We start from the raw sequence: 17,548 nt of genomic DNA, 5'->3' as shown, positions 1-17,548 counted from the left end.
TAGGTTAGCAAAATAAAGGCAATAAAAAAACTCGCTCAAGTTTCCTCAAGCGAGTTTAATTTATTTATTTAGAAATTATATTATTTGGCAAAAATTATTCTTCACCGTTTGCTAGTGCAATATAGCCAGCGTATCTTGCCTTAGCATTTTCTTCAGCAACTTCGTAAAGTTTTTCTGCTCTTTCAGGGAATAACTTCTTAAGAGATGTATATCTTACTTCTCCGTCAAGGAAGTCTCTGAATGGTTTAGTAGGTTCTTTAGAGTCTAAGATGAATGGATTCTTTCCTTCTTCTTTAAGTTCAGGGTTGAATCTGTATAGGTGCCAGTAACCTGTTTCAACAGCTTTCTTTTCTTCTTCAATTGAGAAGCCCATACCTACTCTAATACCGTGGTTAATACATGGAGCGTAAGCAATGATTAGTGATGGACCATCATAAGCTTCAGCTTCTTTAATTGCCTTGTAAGCTTGGTTCTTGTCAGCACCAAGAGCAATTTGAGCTACATATACATAACCATAAGTTGTTGCCATTAGACCAAGGTCTTTCTTCTTAGTTAACTTACCAGCTGCTGCGAATTGTGCAATTGCTGCTGTTGGAGTTGCCTTAGAAGCTTGACCACCAGTGTTTGAATAAACTTCAGTATCAAGAACAAGAATGTTGATGTTTTCACCAGATGCTAGAACGTGGTCAACTCCACCGAATCCGATGTCGTAAGCCCAACCGTCTCCACCGATGATCCATTGACTCTTCTTGATTAAGAATCTTTCGAGACCCTTAAGATCATCAATGATTTCATCTGCCTTATCGTTGCCAAATTTCTTATCAAGAACTTTTAGTACATTTGCACCTGCTGCCTTAGAAGTCTTGTAGTCATCCATTCCTTCAATCCAAGCCTTGAATGCTTCGTTAGCTTCTGCGTCAACGTTAAGTTCAACGAATTCTTCCATAAGGTTTTTAATTCTATTTCTTGTTTGAGTTTGAGAAACAGCCATACCATATCCATATTCAGCATTGTCTTCGAATAGGGAGTTAGCCCATGATGGTCCATTTCCGCATTCGTCAGTACAATATGGCATTGATGGTGCTGATCCACCCCAGATTGATGAACAACCTGTAGCGTTAGCAATACTCATTCTATCTCCAAATAATTGTGTAACAAGTTTTACATATGGAGTTTCTCCACAACCTGCACAAGCTCCTGAGAATTCAAGATATGGAGTTTGGAATTGAGTGTTCTTGAAGTTGTTAGGTTCAATGTTTTCTTGTTTAGATTTTACATGTTCAAATGCATATTCCCAGTTAGCTGCTTGTACGTCTAATTCGCCTTCGAATGGTGACATAACAAGTGCTTTTTCTTTTGCTGGACAAACTTGAGCACAGTTTCCACAACCTGTACAGTCTAGTGGAGAAATTTGCATTCTGTATTCGTAACTTTCAAGTCCCTTACCTCTAGCCTTAATTGTTTCAAAGCCTTCTGGTGCGTTAGCCTTTTCTTCTTCGTCAGCAAGGAAAGGTCTAATTACTGCGTGAGGACAAACTAGTGAACATTGGTTACATTGGATACAGTTTTCGCTCTTCCAGTGAGGAACATTAACTGCAATACCTCTCTTTTCGTAACGGCTTGTTCCTGATGGGAATGTTCCGTCAACCATGTTGCTGAAAGTTGATACAGGAAGATCGTTACCTTCTTGTCTGTTCATTGGAATTAGGATGTTGTTGATAAATTCAGGAGCTCCCTTAATCTTGAAGTCCTTAGTTGTATCAGAATCTTTCCAAGAATCCTTAACTTCTACTTTGTGAAGAGCTCCAATACCTTGATCTACTGCAGCGTAGTTCATGTTAACAATATCGTCACCCTTAGCACCGTAATCTTTTACGATAGCTTGTTTTAGAAGTTTAACAGCTTCATCTAGTGGAAGTACTTGAGAAAGGTTGAAGAATGCAGCTTGCATTACCATGTTAGTTCTTCCGCCAAGTCCAACTTCTGCAGCTATTTTAGTAGCGTTAATTGTATAGAATTCAATTTCATTTTCAGCAATATATTTCTTCATATATCCTGGTAGGTGTTCGTCAAGTTCTTCGTCATTCCAAATAGTATTTAGAAGGAACTTTCCACCCTTCTTAAGTCCTCTTAATAGGTCATAAGAGTAAACATAAGATTGTTTTGAACATGAAATGAAGTCAGTTTCTGTTAGTAGGTAAGTTGATGTAATTCTGTTGTGACCAAATCTTAAGTGAGACATTGTAACTCCACCAGATTTTTTAGAGTCATAATCAAAGTAACCTTGTGCGTACATGTCAGTGTTGTCACCGATAATCTTGATTGCAGATTTGTTTGCACCTACAGTACCGTCAGATCCGAATCCCCAGAACTTACATCTAATAGTTCCTTCAGGTTCAGTTGTGATGTGTTCTTTAATTTCAAGTGATTTGTGAGTTACATCATCAACGATACCAATTGTAAAGTCATTCTTAGGTTGGTCAGCCTTAAGGTTTTCGTAAACTGTTAGGATATCTGTTGGGTTAGTGTCCTTTGAACCTAGACCATAGATACCACCAACGATAAGTGGTTTCTTATCTGATTCATAGAAAGCATCTCTAACATCAAGGTAAAGTGGTTGTCCAACTGCACCCTTTTCCTTAGTTCTATCAAGAACTGCAATTCTTTCAACAGTTTCTGGAATTGCTGCCATTAAGTGTTTAATTGAGAAAGGTCTATAAAGGTGAACTTTAACAAGTCCAGTCTTTTGTCCCTTTGCGTTTAGGTAGTCAACAACTTCTTCAATTGTTTCAGTTACTGATCCCATTGCTACGATAATGTCAGTAGCATCTTTTGCACCGTAGTAGTTGAATAGGTTGTATTCTCTACCAGTTAATTTAGAAATGTCCTTCATATAACCTTCAGTGATATCAATGATATCAGTGTAATAGTGGTTTGAAGCTTCAATTTCTTGGAAGTAGATATCAGGGTTTTGTGCAGTACCTCTAATTTCAGGTCCATTAGGGTTAAGAGCTCTTTGTTTGAAAGCCTTAACTGCTTCTTTATCTACTAGTTTTGCTAAATCATCGTAATTAAGTACTTCAATTTTTTGAACTTCGTGAGATGTTCTAAAGCCATCAAAGAAGTGAATGAAAGGTAAACTTCCTTTGATAGCAGCTAAGTGAGCAACGCCAGCTAAGTCCATTGCTTCTTGAACTGAACCAGATGCTAACATAGCAAGTCCTGCAGCTCTTGCTGCCATAACGTCTTGGTGGTCTCCAAAGATTGAAAGCGCGTGTGATGCTAGTGCTCTAGCAGCAACGTGGAATACACCTGGAAGTAGTTCCCCTGCTATCTTGTACATGTTAGGTAGCATAAGTAATAGACCTTGAGATGCTGTGTATGTTGATGTTAGTGATCCAGCTTGTAGTGAACCGTGAACAGCTCCAGCAGCTCCTCCTTCAGATTGTAACTCCTTAACCAAAACTTCTTGACCGAAGATGTTCTTTCTTCCGTGAGAAGCCCAAGCATCAATGTGCTCAGCCATTGGTGAAGAAGGTGTGATTGGGTAAATACAAGCAACGTCAGAGAACGCATAGGCTACGTGAGCGGCTGCTTCATTACCGTCCATTGTTTTAAATGTTTTAGACATATTTGCCTCCTAATTATTAATAATATAAATATTAACTAACCATACTGTTTATATTATAGAACTTAATTTAATAAATTTCAATAATATTATTAATAAAAGTCTTAGAAAGATTTAAAAATAGCGAATTGTGAAAGACGTTCCATTATATGGAATCTACTTTTTATTTTTAAATATTTTCCTACTATTAATAATAATAAATAAAAGCTTATTATTAAGTTCCCATAAATTATCTTTTATTTCTTTTTTCCACCCATAAGTCTATTATTTAAAGCTTCTGCAGGATTGTAGCCCAATTCTTTTTGCTTGTAGTTTTTAGTAGCAACTTCAATTATAAGGGCAGTGTGTCTTCCCGGCTTAACTGGTATGTCAAACCTAACAACATCTATCCCTAGAATGCTTTGGTATTTGTTGTCTAATCCCAGTCTTTCATATTCCTTTGACTCGTCCCAATCTTCTAAGTTTACAACGACTTCGATTTCTTTTTCTTCCATGACAAAACCAACACCAAACATTTTTTGAATGTCGATGATGCCAACTCCCCTTATCTCCATAAAATATTTTGTTATTTCTGGTGACTTCCCAATTAATCTCTTATCTAAATTTTTTATAATAACTGAGTCGTCAGAAATTAATCTTGCTCCATTAGAAATAAGATCAAGGGCAGTTTCACTTTTACCAATCCCACTTCTTCCTGTTATTAAAACTCCAATACCAGAAATATCTAAAAGAACACCATGCATCCTCATAGTTGGCGCAAGTTCATCTTCTACAAGTGAAATAATCTTGCTGAATACCTTTGAAGTTGAGTCAGGACTCCTTAAGATTGTTACATTATATTTTTTTGCAAGTTCTATGGCTTGGGGAAAAATTTCAGCATTCCTAGAAAAAATTACTGCAGGAATGTCATAGATAAATAATTTTTCTAGGGTTTCATACCTCATCTTATCTTCCATAGAATTTATATAGTGCCACTCTTGAGTTCCTATTAGTTGGATCCTGTCCTTAACAAAGTTTGAGTAATAACCATTAAGTTGTAGGCCTGGTCTATTGATGTCACTACTTTCTATTTCTATGTCCTTGTAGTCTATGGATGCATGAACAAGTTCAAATTTTAATTCATCGACTATATATTTTATTTTAACGCCCATTATTTCCTCCCCTAAAGTGCTGGTAAATGGAATTAGCACTTGCTTCATTCATGGATTCAACTTCCATTAATTCTTCTAGACTTGCATTTTTTATCTTATCAATGGATTTAAAGTGTTTTAAGAGATTTTCCTTTCTCTTTGGTCCTATTAATTTTATATCGTCTAGCTCTGATTTAAACATAGTCTTGGTCCTTAAATTTCTGTGATAATTTATGGCAAATCTGTGGGCCTCTTCTTGAATTTTATAAATCATCTTGTAGGCACGAGAGTTTAAATCAATTTTAAATTCTTCATTATTGTAAATAATTCCACGAGTCTTGTGGAAGTCATCCTTTACAAGTCCACAAATTTCTAAATTTAAATTCAACTTGTCTAAGATTTCTTTGGCAGCATTGACTTGTCCCTTGCCTCCGTCCATCATTATGAGGTCTGGAAAATTTGAAAAAGAAGATGACTTAGAAGTTTTTTTCTCTTCCACTCCCCTTGTAAATCTCCTCTCGATAACTTCCTTTAAACTAGAATAGTCATCTGGTCCCACAACACTTTTAATCCTAAATTTTCTGTAGTCACTTTTCTTAGAGTCGCCATCTTCAAAAACTACCATTGAGCCCACTGACTCAACTCCAGAAATATTTGAAATATCGTAGGCCTCAATCCTCCTAGGAGTTTCGCTCAGACCAAGTAGGTCCCTAATATCTTCAAGGGCCTTTTTATTTGTTTCAGCTCGCTTCTTGAACTTGTCGCCGTACTTTTCAATCATATCCAGGGCATTCCTCTTTACCATTTTAACAAGTTCTTTCTTGTTGCCCTTTATTGGAACTACAATGTTTACCTTATTGCCCCTCTTTTCTGTTAGCCAATCTTCTAATAATTTTATATCGAGAGGTTTTTCTTCTATTATAATTTCTTTTGGAATGTAAGATGCTCCAATGTAAAATTGCTTGATAAAAGATGAAAATATTTCTTCATAAGAATCATTGTAATAGTCTCTAATCATGTAGTGCTCTCTACCAATAATTTTTCCATTCCTAAAAAAGAAAATCTGAATCAAGACTTCGTCAATTCCCTTGGCAAGGGCAATAATATCCTTGTCGTCGTTAGCCTCTGGATCAGAGATAAGTTGCCTTTCCTTTAAGTATTCCAGATTTTTAATCCTGTCCCTAATATCAGCTGCATTTTCATAATCAAGATTTCTCGAGTAGTCCATCATCTTCTCATGAAGCTTATCCACTAGCTTGCTGTTGGAAGAAGATAAAAAACTTAAGACTTCATCTACCATTAAATTATAATCCTCATCCTTTACTTCTCCAGTGCAAGGCCCCAGGCACTTGCCAATGTAGTAGTTTAAGCAGGGCCTATAGGGCTTTTCTTCCACATTTTCAAGATTCAAATTGCAGGTCCTAAGGGGATAAATCCTCTCAAAGGTTTCAATAGAACCATTTACTGCAAAGACATCAGGATAGGGTCCAAAGTATTTTGCTCCGTCCTTGGCAACTCTTCTTGTCTTCATAACCCTCGGAAACCTCTCGTTCACCTTGACTTTGATGTAGGGATACTGCTTGTCATCACGGAGTAGGATGTTGTATTTTGGTAGATTGTCCTTTATCAAGTTGGACTCAAGTACTAGGGACTCAACTTCATTTTCTACTATTATATATTCGAAGTCGTGAATCTTTGACACCATGCTGGCAACTTTTTTTGAGGACTTCCCATAGGATCCAAAGTATTGTCTAACTCTTTTTCTAAGAGATTTAGCTTTTCCAACATAGATTATCTCGTCTAATTCATTTTTCATTATATAAACTCCTGGTTTGTCAGGAAGTTTATCAAGCCTTTCTCTTAAATCTAACAATTATTTATACCTCTCTCGTTGCTTCTTTCAAGTATTCTAAAATTTCTCCTTCAAGATAGGGACTTAATTTTTCAAAAACTTCCTTGTGGTAGGAATTTAAAACTTCCACTTGTCTCTTTGTCAAAAGACTTACATCAATTGCATCAAGTTCAAAGGGACAGAAGGAAATTGTCTTAAACTTATTAAAGATTGAGTCCACAGTTTGGCAGTCATAGACAACCCTCATGATGTTTTCAATCCTAATTCCATGCTTGCCTTCCTTATAAACTCCAGGTTCATTGGATACAATCATGCCTTCTTCCATTCTCACTGCAGGGTCTCTTGGTGAAATTCTGTGTGGTCCTTCGTGAACTGAAAGGACAAAACCAATTCCATGACCAGTGCCACACTTGTAATCCATTCTCTCTTGCCAAAGGGCATATCTTGCTATCCCATCTAATGCTAAGTCATAAGTTCCCTTTAAGAAAACTGCGTCCATTAGGTTTATATGGCTCTTAAGAGTCAAAGTATAATCTCTTATCTCTTCCTCACTTAAGTCTCCCATGGCAATAGTCCTTGTAATATCAGTTGTCCCTGAATAGTATTGACCACCTGAGTCCACAAGATATAATCCCTTGTCCCCTATTATTGATTCATTTTCCTTTGTGGCATGATAGTGCATCATGGCAGCATTGGGTCCATAGGCAGAAATTGTATCAAAGGAATTAGATATATAAAGAGGGTCCTCCCCACGAAGTCCATCAAGCTTCATAGCAGCTTGGTATTCTCCAATTTTATTTTTAGCATTTTGTTTCAACCAGTAGATAAACTTAAAGAGTGCCACACCGTCTCTAACATAAGTTTCTTCAAGGTTTTTTATCTCAACATCGTTCTTTATAGCCTTTAAGTCCTCTGAAATATTTCTTCCAAAGAAAATTTCATTCTTGTCGCAGAGTTCCTTATAAATTCTTTCGTTAATAGAGGCTGGGTCAAGATAAATTTTCTCGCCATTATAAGTTTTTAAATATTCATAAAAATCTGAGTAATCTTTTATTTCTAGGACTTTAGACAGTTCTTCTTCAATATTTTTTGTCTTAGACCTATCTGTAAACAAGATTACCTTATCATCTTCAATTATCATAAAGGAAATTAAAACTGGCGTGTCCTTTATGTCCATGCCACGAAGGTTTAGGGTCCATCCAATATCCACAAGAGATGAAACCACAGTCATCTTGGCATTTTTATTTTTTAAAATTTCTCTGATTTCAGAAATTTTATCTTGGCAAGACTTGCCGGCAAACTTTACATCCAACAAGAAGGCATCATCAGATGGAAAGTCATACCTATCTTCCCAAAGGTCCTTTATCAAATCTATATCAAGAATTTTAATATTTTTATTTTGCAATTTCTTTGAAATAGAAGAAAACTCTTGATGAGAAAAATATTCTGCATTAAGACCAAGGGTCATTCCCTCTTTAATGTTTTCTGCAATCCACTCATCATAATTTAAGACTCCAGCTTGTCCTTGTTTTTTAAGTTCAAAGCCAAAATCTTTTATCTCTCTTGCAGCTTGAATGTAATATCTTCCATCAGTCCAAAGGAAAGCCTCATCTCTTGTCACTACAGCAGTCCCTTGTGAACCAGTAAAGCCTGTTAAGAATTCTCTTTCCTTGTAATAATCTGGCAGGTACTCAGACCCATGTGGGTCCTTTGATGGCACAAGATAAAAATCTATTTTATTTTCTTTCATTAAGTTTCGTATTTTATTTAAAATCACATTATCACTTCCTAAATCCTATCTTATCACAAGAGGAAATTAGGGCAAAGAAAAAAGTCCGGTCTCCCGAACTTTCTCCTTTTATATTAAATTTTTCTCATTATCGCCTTTGCTCAAAATTTAAATTTCTCATTAAAATAAGAAGTAATATACAATTTCCCACCATGTGTAACTAAGATATGCTAATAAGAATAGTAGTATTATCAATATACTTTTAATTATTAAAGCTTGATTTTTCTTAGAAATTTTCTTATTAACATAAAAATTAACATAAAAATTTATAGTTTCATACCCTCCATACAATATAGGAATGTTAATTATAATACACATTAAATTTAAGTAAGAGTTTATAAATTTATCAGAACCTAAATAATATATATTATATTTATTACCTAAGAATTTAAGACTAATAAATAACATTAAACTTAGTATTGAAATTCCATACATAATTCTTTTTTTATTTGTATGCCTATTTAATAAATAAACTAAGATTAAGTATATCATTATACTTATAATGTATATTAAAAGTTGTTTTGTCCTCAACTTATCTCTCCTTTTAATATTTATTAATCAGTCCACATTCTTCCGTCACTAACATATAAGGAAACTTTGTAGCCACTATGATAAGCCGTATATTGAGTTGGTGAAGTTGTGGTAAAATAACCCCCTCTTTTCCTATTCAAAGTAATATCATATCCCCTCAAAATTCTGCTTGTATTTCCACATATTGGATTTACTAAAGCGACATCCGCTGTGAATTGTATTCTGTTGCCATCAATCTCTTTGTACACATAAAGACCTCTTACATTAGAATAGCATGTCCCAGAATCCCAGCTGCCTCCACTGTAATCATAAAGTTGTATTTTAGGGATTAGAATAGCGCCTGACTCAACTATTGTTCCATCTTTTAATATATCTTGTCTAATAAATTTATTTTCATTTTCCTCTACTATTATAGTATCTACCACTTCAAGATTATCATAATTTTGAATAGTTTGAACATCTTTTGCTAATGTTACGCTTGGAATTAATATTAAAACTAATAATAAGCTAATAATTTTTTTCACAAAAATCACTCCTACATTTAAAAATTCCTATTTTATATTTACTTTTATTAATATTACCTGCAAAAAATTAACTTAGCAGCCCTTGCATAATTAATCTTTGCAGTTCCACTTCCATAATTAATTATTTCATCTAATGCATTACAAAACCTTTTATTGCAAATAGTGTTATCTCCTCCCCAGACATAACATCTATCATGGTTTTGGCATGCTGCATCTAACTCATCAATTGGAGTTTTATCCCAGCCATCATTACCTTTACCGCAATAATGACCATATCTACCTAATCTACTTAAATTCTTAGAAGAATATTCTCTTAACACTTCTCTATTATAGCTAAGATCATTGTTTTTATAGCTTTCGGTAATTTCGTTTACTATTTTCCCAACTTCTATTACATCTTTAGAAACCCTATCTTTTTGAGCTTTTTGTATATCAAAGTATACATATCCTTCCTTATCCTTTAAAATATAGTCCTTAGCCTGCTTAATAATTAAATCCTCTTGCTTATAAAATTCAGCATCTGTAGAAGATGCAAATACCATGGTATTAAAAATAAGTGTAAAACTGATTAAGAACATCAAGTTTATTAATAATATTAATTTTCTCTTATTTGATAAAATATATTTAATTTCATATAGCATAACTTTAACTCCTTATAATTATTTTATTTTCAAACATCATCAAAAAACATCGAATTATTAAAAAATCCTAAAATATCATCACTTCCTACTATGATATCTTCAATATCATTATTGGAAATTACATACGCAGTAGGTACATATTTTCCATTAAATGCTTTGAAAGTTTCTTTTTTTGGATCGTTCATAACTATAAAATGATTGGATTTTTGAGGGATACTATCAATACTAATTGTAATTATATTTGTATTACTCGTATCTCTAATATTATGATTTTCTAAATAATTTATTACTTCATCACAGTTTGGACACCAAGAAGCCCAAAATATTAGTATTATTTTTTTATTTTTATCCAATATATTGTAAAAATCATGGATTTCATTATCTTTTACATATATAAAATTTGGCACTATACTACCTTTTTTTAAATTTAAAAATCTATTATCTTTATAAGCTATTTGAATCTCCCTATTAAGATCCATATTACTAATAAATTTACTTTTTTTTAAATCTTTCGAATTAAAGTATGATTTGTTATCTAATAAAACAAAATTATTTTTAGAATTTTCTTTTCCAAAAACAAAAATTACATTTTCTTTTTCATCTAAGATATAAACATCTTTTGCTTTAGCATTCCATCTAACTTCATAACCACTTTTTTCAAAAAAATCTCTAATTGGTACTAATACATCTTTATTGTTAATATTATCATTTGCAAAAACATTAGCACCAATAAAAAGACAACAAAATACAGTTATAATAAATGAGCATATTTTTTTAATAAAATCTCCTCCTTAAAATTAAATATCAATTGTATGACCATTTTTTTGTTTTTATATATCATCATAATAATGATCTTTCTAATCTCCATTCTTATACCTCTGTGGATTAAAATACCTCATATACTCCTCCTACCTTACATAACTACTTATGTTTATTTTATAAGTCAAAGGACTTACAGACTGATTAATTATAATAACTTTATACCTACTTACATTATTAGCTTTAATTTTTAAATTTGTACTTTTATCGAATCTAGACTCATATATTAAATTTCCATTTTCTTGTATGATAACTGTGTAATCGACTCCACTTTTACAATACATCTCACTCATTCTCACAGTAAATCCATTGTGGTCTTTTCCAAAAATTGAATTCATGTTAAATGTATAGGTCTCATGACCTAATCCTTCAATTGTAATTTTTTCATCTATATTTGCTGATCTTAAATCATTAGTTGGGATTTCGTATAAATCTAACTTCTCATACTCTTCATCCGTTATTTCTCTAACTCTATTTTCCACATTTACATAAACTTCTTTTATTTCTTTTGTATCAGACATAACTTCGCTTTCATCTACAACTACGGCATTTGTAAAAACTGGTATGTACAAGAATAACAAAAATACAAAAGTAAATGTACCTGACATTGTTTTTTTCCAATTTTTCATGGTCAACATCCTTTCCTTGGTTGGGCTTAAGTTTAAGACGAATTTATTATCTTCCCTTTGCCTTTCTACTAATTTAAGCAGTGACTGACAATAATTTTTTCTGTTTTCTAGGTTATCTCCTATTTTTTCTATAACTATTTTGTCGCAGTTTATCTCTATATCTTCTTCAAAATATTTTAAACTTAGTATTAAAAATGGATTATACCAGTAAAAACATATTATTAAATTTTTTAAGTGACTTAATGCAATATGATATTTTTCTATATGAACTAGCTCATGAGTTAATACATGGTCTAATAAATCCCGATCTTTCAAAATACTTTTTTGTAAAATTATTTTTGGTTTCACTATCCCATAGGTTATAGGCGTATCTATTTCATCATTAATATAAACTTTAACTTCCCTTTTTATATTAAATTTTTTTAGACATTTATTTAAATGAATTCTATCTTTTAATTCATAAGAATTACTTATAGTTTTTTTAAATTTTATAAATTGGTATAGTGTATAAATAACAAGTAAAATTGATCCAACTATCCTATTAATCCTTGATAGTGACGGAAATTTGTATGTAATATTTATTACCGCTTGATTTATCAAAATTGATGGTGCAAAAATTGCTCTTATAAATTTTGATCCTTGATAAGCTTCTAAACTAAATAGCATATCTTTTGGAAATATTAAATATATTAAAAGAAGAGTCCATAATATAGTATTGGCACCTTTAATGCTTTTTAAATTTAATTTCTTTCTAAAAATTAAAATTATAAATATTATTAAAATAGACTTTAAACTTTTATATAGAAGTGCTGAACTTACTAGACCTATTCTCATTTTTCTAAATTTTCAAAATCTTTAATTATATTTTTCATCTCTTGAATTTCTTCTTTACTTATTTTTTTATCCTTTAAAAATGTTTTACAAAAACTTATAAAAGAACCTTGAAAGAATTTATCTATGGCTTCTTCTCTTTGTTCCTGCAAAGCTTCTTCTCTTGTAACTATAGGTTTTATTGTGTACTTTGGATATCTCCTTGTTATTGCTCCCTTCTCTAAAAGCCTTCCAAAAAATGTGTAGCAAGATGTTTTACCCAAGTCATATTTTTCTTTTAATACTTTGGATAATTCTAGAGCTTGGATTTCTCCGTTTTCATCTAAGCATTCACCTTCCCACAAAACTTCCATTACCATTAGTTCTCCATTTGATAGTTCCATTTTTATCACCTCTAAATAACTTTATTTTTGTCGACATTAATATTTTCATCTTGAGTATATGTTATTACTTTACTTTTGTCAAGTTTTAATAAAAGAAAAAGTCCGGTCTCCCGAACTTTCTCCTCTTTATTAAATTTATTTTTAAAATTCAATTGTAACCTTGAATAAGTCTCCGTCAATGTCAATGTCAAAGCTTGCTCCGTGGGCTCTCACAAAGGAGGATGCTATTGATAGACCAAGACCTGATCCTGAAGTTGTCCTTGATTTTTCTCCACGAGTGAATCTTTCCATAAGTTCCTCTGCAGAAATATTTAGTGGATACTTAGAAATATTTTTTATTGTAAGCTTTACTCCACCTTCATCTCTTAGGTCTACATAAACTCTTGAGTTTTCTAGGGCATACTTAGAAATATTTGAGAATAAGTTGTCTAAGACTCTTGAGAATTTTTGTCCGTCAAGATTAAGCATTACTTTTTCTTCAGGAAGATTGGAAATTATCTCAATATTGTTCTCTTTAATTTTATCTTCCCACTCGCCTATTGATTGGGCAACGAGAGAATTAAAGTCAATCTCTTGCCTATCAAGTTCAATGTTATTAGATGTTGCCTTTGAAACCTCAAACAAGTCTTCGATTAAGACTCTTAACTTGTTGGACTTTTCGTTAATTATCTTTGCGTACTCTTTAGCTTCCTCTTGTGAATTATCCTCCTTTGAAAGCAAGTCAGAATAATTGAGTATGGAAGTAAGAGGTGTCTTTAGATCGTGACTGACATTGGTTATAAGTTCTGTCTTTAACCTTTCAGACTTTACTGCATCTTCAATAGCATTGTCTAAGTTAGATCCAATGTTGTTAAAGTTATCAACTATGCCGTCATAAAGTCCACCAGTTTTTTCAATCTTCTTCTTATAATTTCCTCCAACTATTTCGCTTGCTTCTTTATTAATTCTCGCAACTTGGTTAATGTTTTTAAGAATTATAAAGTAGATGAAGCCTGCAAAAATAATCATTGGTATCACAATAGCTTCAGGTGATGCTGCAAACATGCCTGCAAAGAATAGGAAGAGTAGAAATACTACAATGCACAAGACAAGATAAACAAGAGTGAATTTCATCTTTGCATTATTTATTTCCTTGTCCTCAATTTTATCCACTTTTGAGAATTCTGCAATGCTTGCCTTAAAGGCCCTGTAGATCAAAGCATTTTCTATTAAATAATTATCTGTATTCTTATTAAAGATAGACTTTAAAAGAATTACAAAATAGTTTACTGTTAGAGAAACTATCATAAGGCCTGCTAGATACAAGACATAGAAGATATATAGATTTGTATAAACTTGCCCTCCACTAGAAATCATTAATCCAACCATTGAAAAAATGAAAAATAAAACTAAGACAACTTCAATTGGAAACTTGAAGACTTTTTTAAGTTCTTGGCTTTCGTCGACTTTTTCCATATTCATAAATAGTCCAAGTATTGCTGAAAGGACAGCTGCAATTAAGACGCTAAGACCAATTTGGACTTGGACTTGGTCCCTAAAGACATCCATTTCAATTTCTTTAAAGACTTCATCATCTAAAGATGTATAATAAGCAAACTTTAGGCTTTTAATATTGTTTTTGCTGTTTAAATCTCTAAAACAGTCATTAATTTTAGATTTAAAAGACTTGTCTATAAAATTGTAGTCGCTATCTATAAGTCTTTGAGTCTTTTGAACCTTGTCGATTACTATACTATCATTAATTACTGAACCCGTGATTAAGAAGTCATTGTCCCTCATTTCAATCTCTAGGGGGTCAAATTCATTTTTTTCATATTCATTAGTTAGATAAAAAGTTTTGTACTCAGATTTTAATTCTGCTTGGTCTAGCATCCAATCTTCAAGATAGTCCTTTGGATCAAGTCCCTTGGCCTTTAGGTCATCCTTCTTCTTTTGAGCTTCAATAGCTCCTGGATCTGTAACGACATTTCCATTTTGGTCAAAATATTTTAGTTTATAGGACTTAACCGCAAAATTAAATCTATTATTGGAGCTATAATCTTCACCAGTAAGAGACATGTCTAGTGTACCATTTATTCTACCATCTGTCAGAATTCTCCTATAAGAAGAGTCAGGATCCCTTGAAAATAAAAAACTACCTGCCAAAAGTGAAATAAGTGATATTGCTAAAATTATTAAAGCATAAGTGGATAATTTGTAAGAATTTTTTTTCATTATTTTCGCCTCAAATCTTCAAACTTATATCCAAGACCCCACTGAACCTTTAAGTACATTGGCTTCTTTGGATTTACTTCGATTTTCTCTCTAATTCGTCTAATGTGAACTGTCACAGTCTTTGCCTCCATGGCTGGTTCATTCCAGACACTTTCATAAATTTCTTCAATGGAAAAAACCCTGTTGGGATTCTTCATCAAGAGTTCCAAAATTTTAAACTCAATAGAAGTAAGTGCAACTGGCTTGTCCTCTACATAGGCAATTTTTTGTGACAAGTCTAACTTGATGCTGCCTATCTCAATAAAGTTCCTGTCCTTTTTTAAATCATAGGCATAAAATCTTCTCAGGTTGCTCTTCACTCGAGCAATGAGTTCCATTGGATTGAAGGGCTTTTGAACATAATCATCAGCACCAATGTTGAGTCCAAAAATTTTGTCTGTGTCCTCTGATTTTGCAGATAGGATAATTATTGGGACAAAGGAAACTTCTCTTAGTTTAATTATTGCTTCCTCGCCAGAAAGTTTTGGCATCATGAGGTCCATTATAATTAAGTCAATTTTTTCATTTTTAAAAATTTCTAGAGCTTCAAGTCCATCTTCAGCGTAAAAAATTTCAAAGTTTTCATTTTTAAGATAAATTCCAATGGACCTTGCGATCTCCTTGTCGTCCTCGGCAATTAAAATATTGTACTTATCCATTACATCCCTCCTTCTGACTTTATAATAGCAAATAATAATTACAAAACTTCTTACAAATTCTTACAAAAATCTTAAATCGTACTTTAAAATGCTTTTATTGCAATTTCTCTTGCAAGATAGATGGCAAAGAGAGACAAAACTATGCTAAGAAAGGCATAAAAAATTCCTGTACCAAACTTTTGATTGTCTCCCAAGTTAAAAATTTCAAAGGCAAAAGTTGAAAAAGTTGTAAAGCCTCCACAAAAACCAACTTTTAAAAATAAAACAAGTCTGGAGTCTAAATTATTTTTCTCTGCGTAAAAGGCAATGAGACCAATCAAAAATGATCCAACTACATTAATTATAAAAGTTCCAAGAGGAAAGTCTCCATGACTTTTTATTGTAGTGGACAAAAAATATCTTAGTAGAGAGCCCAAAGCTCCACCAAGTCCAACAAATATGTACATTTTTTCTTCCTTTCTATCCTACAAATATTGTTACTTAAAAGTGAATGTGTTAAAATTTACTCAACATTATTATATGAGAAATGGGGTTTATTGTGAAGAAATATTATGGTATGAAACTTGAATATGAAGTTGACGACAAGCCAGATTTTTTGAAATCATCTCTACTTGGTTTTCAAAATATTTTAACTGCCTTTAGTGGAATTATTGCAGTGCCACTTAGTATTGCTGCCATCGCTGGTACAAATGTTGCTGAGACTTCTGTACTTATCTCTGCTGCCCTTCTTGCTTCGGGCATATGTTCCTTTATCCAAACAAGAGGGATCTTTAAGGGCAAGGCCAAGGTTGGTATAGGTCTACCGACAATTATGGGGACAGACTTTGGATTTGTTCCACCAGCCAACGCTGTTATCAACACCATGGGCGGTGGTCTTGCTGGTTACTTTGGCGCCACTATAATGGGAGCATTTTTAGAATTAATCTTAAGCTTTTTTATAAAGCCACTTCTTAAATTCTTCCCAGAAGTTGTAACTGGAACTGTAATCACTCTTATTGGTATTACTATGATGCCTGTTGCCTTTGACTGGGTGGGTGGAGGCTATGGAGCAGAAAATTATGGGGACCCACTCTTTATTGGGATAGCCGTCTTTACCTTCTTACTTATAATTTTTATAAATCATTATGGAAGGGGCTTTGCAACAACAGCTTCAGTTGTCATTGCCATGACTATTTCCTACTTAATTTGTATTCCACTAAAACTTGTTGACTTCTCACAAGTTGCAGCTGCTCCATGGTTAAGGCTTCCAAGTTTATTTCCCTTTGGACTTAAGTTTGATGTGAGATTTGTCATCCCCTTCATAGCAGGTTATCTTGTTACAATTATAGAAACTGTTGGTGTTATGAAAACTCTTGGCGAAGTTTGTGAAGTCGATCCTGATGACAACGACATTGCATCTGGTGTAAGAGCAGACGCTATTGGATCAATGTTATCTCCTATTTTTGGATCTGGTGCAATTCAAACCTTTAGTCAAAACGTAGGACTTATTCCACTTACAAAGTGTGCATCAAAAAAAGTTGCAATTTATTCCTCCTTTATTTTGATTATAATGAGTTTTTGCCCTAAGTTTGCAACTCTTGTTTCAATAATGCCAACACCAATACTTGGTGGAGCAGGAATCCTTATGTTTGGAACAATTTTAGGTTCAGGTATGCAGGCCCTATCAAGAGCAAAGTTCTCATCAAAGAACCTAATGATTATTGCCGGCGGCATAGGAGTTGGTATTGGAATCACAATGAGGCCAGACATTGTTGCAAAACTTCCTACTGTAATTGCAGCTCTCTTCTCTTCAGGTATTTCTGGAGGAACTATTGTGGCTGTGGTTTTAAATATTTTGTTAATAGACAAGGAATATTAATTAAACTGCCTCAGGGCAGTT

At 33.0% G+C, this 17,548-nt stretch carries 13 protein-coding genes and 1 pseudogene; 1 reads left to right on the top strand and 13 read right to left on the bottom strand.

Annotation, left to right across the window (positions count from 1 at the left end; translation table 11 throughout):
• Nucleotides 1-94: 94 nt before the first annotated feature.
• The 13 genes and pseudogenes from nifJ to crcB form a co-directional block, all read right to left on the bottom strand.
• Nucleotides 95-3,631, bottom strand: a complete 3,537-nt coding sequence (nifJ, locus tag ACWPVO_RS08380) for a pyruvate:ferredoxin (flavodoxin) oxidoreductase (RefSeq protein ID WP_454207764.1) — start codon at nt 3,629-3,631, stop codon at nt 95-97.
• A gap of 233 nt (nt 3,632-3,864) precedes the next feature.
• Entirely contained in the window at nt 3,865-4,779 is a 915-nt protein-coding gene (hprK, locus tag ACWPVO_RS08375; protein WP_454207762.1) for an HPr(Ser) kinase/phosphatase, read from the bottom strand.
• Nucleotides 4,769-6,631: an excinuclease ABC subunit UvrC gene (gene uvrC / locus ACWPVO_RS08370; RefSeq protein WP_454207760.1), complete on the bottom strand. Its 1,863-nt coding sequence runs from the start codon at nt 6,629-6,631 to the stop codon at nt 4,769-4,771. Before uvrC ends, hprK begins: the two co-directional genes overlap by 11 nt.
• Nucleotides 6,632-6,635: 4 nt before the next feature.
• Nucleotides 6,636-8,387, bottom strand: a complete 1,752-nt coding sequence (locus ACWPVO_RS08365) for an aminopeptidase P family protein (RefSeq protein WP_454207758.1) — start codon at nt 8,385-8,387, stop codon at nt 6,636-6,638.
• Nucleotides 8,388-8,953: 566 nt separating this feature from the next.
• Nucleotides 8,954-9,454 carry a hypothetical protein gene (locus tag ACWPVO_RS08360; RefSeq protein ID WP_277250897.1) on the bottom strand — a complete coding sequence of 167 codons (501 nt, stop codon included), beginning with the start codon at nt 9,452-9,454 and terminating at the stop codon, nt 8,954-8,956.
• A gap of 53 nt (nt 9,455-9,507) precedes the next feature.
• A complete protein-coding gene (locus ACWPVO_RS08355; protein WP_454207756.1) occupies nt 9,508-10,095 on the bottom strand; it encodes a phospholipase A2 family protein in 588 nt (195 codons plus the stop codon).
• A gap of 29 nt (nt 10,096-10,124) precedes the next feature.
• Nucleotides 10,125-10,574: a TlpA family protein disulfide reductase gene (locus tag ACWPVO_RS08350; protein ID WP_454207754.1), complete on the bottom strand. Its 450-nt coding sequence runs from the start codon at nt 10,572-10,574 to the stop codon at nt 10,125-10,127.
• Between the two features lie 87 nt (nt 10,575-10,661).
• Nucleotides 10,662-10,796 (bottom strand): annotated as a pseudogene (locus ACWPVO_RS08345) (stalk domain-containing protein); the annotation flags it as partial.
• Between the two features lie 207 nt (nt 10,797-11,003).
• Entirely contained in the window at nt 11,004-12,377 is a 1,374-nt protein-coding gene (locus ACWPVO_RS08340) for a M56 family metallopeptidase (protein ID WP_454207752.1), read from the bottom strand.
• Complete coding sequence (locus ACWPVO_RS08335; RefSeq protein ID WP_454207750.1) at nt 12,374-12,757, bottom strand: BlaI/MecI/CopY family transcriptional regulator; 384 nt, start codon at nt 12,755-12,757, stop codon at nt 12,374-12,376. Before ACWPVO_RS08335 ends, ACWPVO_RS08340 begins: the two co-directional genes overlap by 4 nt.
• Nucleotides 12,758-12,898: 141 nt before the next feature.
• Nucleotides 12,899-14,971 carry a sensor histidine kinase gene (locus ACWPVO_RS08330; RefSeq protein WP_454207748.1) on the bottom strand — a complete coding sequence of 691 codons (2,073 nt, stop codon included), beginning with the start codon at nt 14,969-14,971 and terminating at the stop codon, nt 12,899-12,901.
• The gene (locus ACWPVO_RS08325) at nt 14,971-15,669 is read right to left on the bottom strand and encodes a response regulator transcription factor (protein WP_005956756.1); all 699 of its coding nucleotides are present in this window, start codon (nt 15,667-15,669) and stop codon (nt 14,971-14,973) included. The genes ACWPVO_RS08330 and ACWPVO_RS08325 overlap by 1 nt, the downstream gene beginning before the upstream one ends.
• Nucleotides 15,670-15,752: 83 nt before the next feature.
• Nucleotides 15,753-16,115: a fluoride efflux transporter CrcB gene (gene crcB / locus ACWPVO_RS08320; RefSeq protein WP_285073332.1), complete on the bottom strand. Its 363-nt coding sequence runs from the start codon at nt 16,113-16,115 to the stop codon at nt 15,753-15,755.
• Between the two features lie 92 nt (nt 16,116-16,207).
• Here crcB and ACWPVO_RS08315 point away from each other — a divergent pair, with 92 nt between their 5' ends.
• Nucleotides 16,208-17,527, top strand: a complete 1,320-nt coding sequence (locus tag ACWPVO_RS08315) for a uracil-xanthine permease family protein (protein ID WP_412276118.1) — start codon at nt 16,208-16,210, stop codon at nt 17,525-17,527.
• Nucleotides 17,528-17,548: the final 21 nt, after the last annotated feature.

It is taken from the genome of Peptoniphilus sp. Marseille-Q6390 (assembly GCF_965119475.1).
The sequence above is the reverse complement of the archived record's forward strand: the minus strand, read 5'-3'. Positions and strand labels throughout refer to the sequence as shown.

Coding starts and splice junctions, on each gene's coding strand:
- nifJ (WP_454207764.1), bottom strand. CDS start 3,631: ATGTCTAAAACATTTAAAACAATGGACGGTAATGAAGCAGCCGCTCAC.
- hprK (WP_454207762.1), bottom strand. CDS start 4,779: ATGGGCGTTAAAATAAAATATATAGTCGATGAATTAAAATTTGAACTT.
- ACWPVO_RS08355 (WP_454207756.1), bottom strand. CDS start 10,095: ATGCTATATGAAATTAAATATATTTTATCAAATAAGAGAAAATTAATA.
- ACWPVO_RS08350 (WP_454207754.1), bottom strand. CDS start 10,574: ATGGATCTTAATAGGGAGATTCAAATAGCTTATAAAGATAATAGATTT.
- ACWPVO_RS08340 (WP_454207752.1), bottom strand. CDS start 12,377: ATGAGAATAGGTCTAGTAAGTTCAGCACTTCTATATAAAAGTTTAAAG.
- ACWPVO_RS08335 (WP_454207750.1), bottom strand. CDS start 12,757: ATGGAACTATCAAATGGAGAACTAATGGTAATGGAAGTTTTGTGGGAA.
- ACWPVO_RS08330 (WP_454207748.1), bottom strand. CDS start 14,971: ATGAAAAAAAATTCTTACAAATTATCCACTTATGCTTTAATAATTTTA.
- ACWPVO_RS08325 (WP_005956756.1), bottom strand. CDS start 15,669: ATGGATAAGTACAATATTTTAATTGCCGAGGACGACAAGGAGATCGCA.
- crcB (WP_285073332.1), bottom strand. CDS start 16,115: ATGTACATATTTGTTGGACTTGGTGGAGCTTTGGGCTCTCTACTAAGA.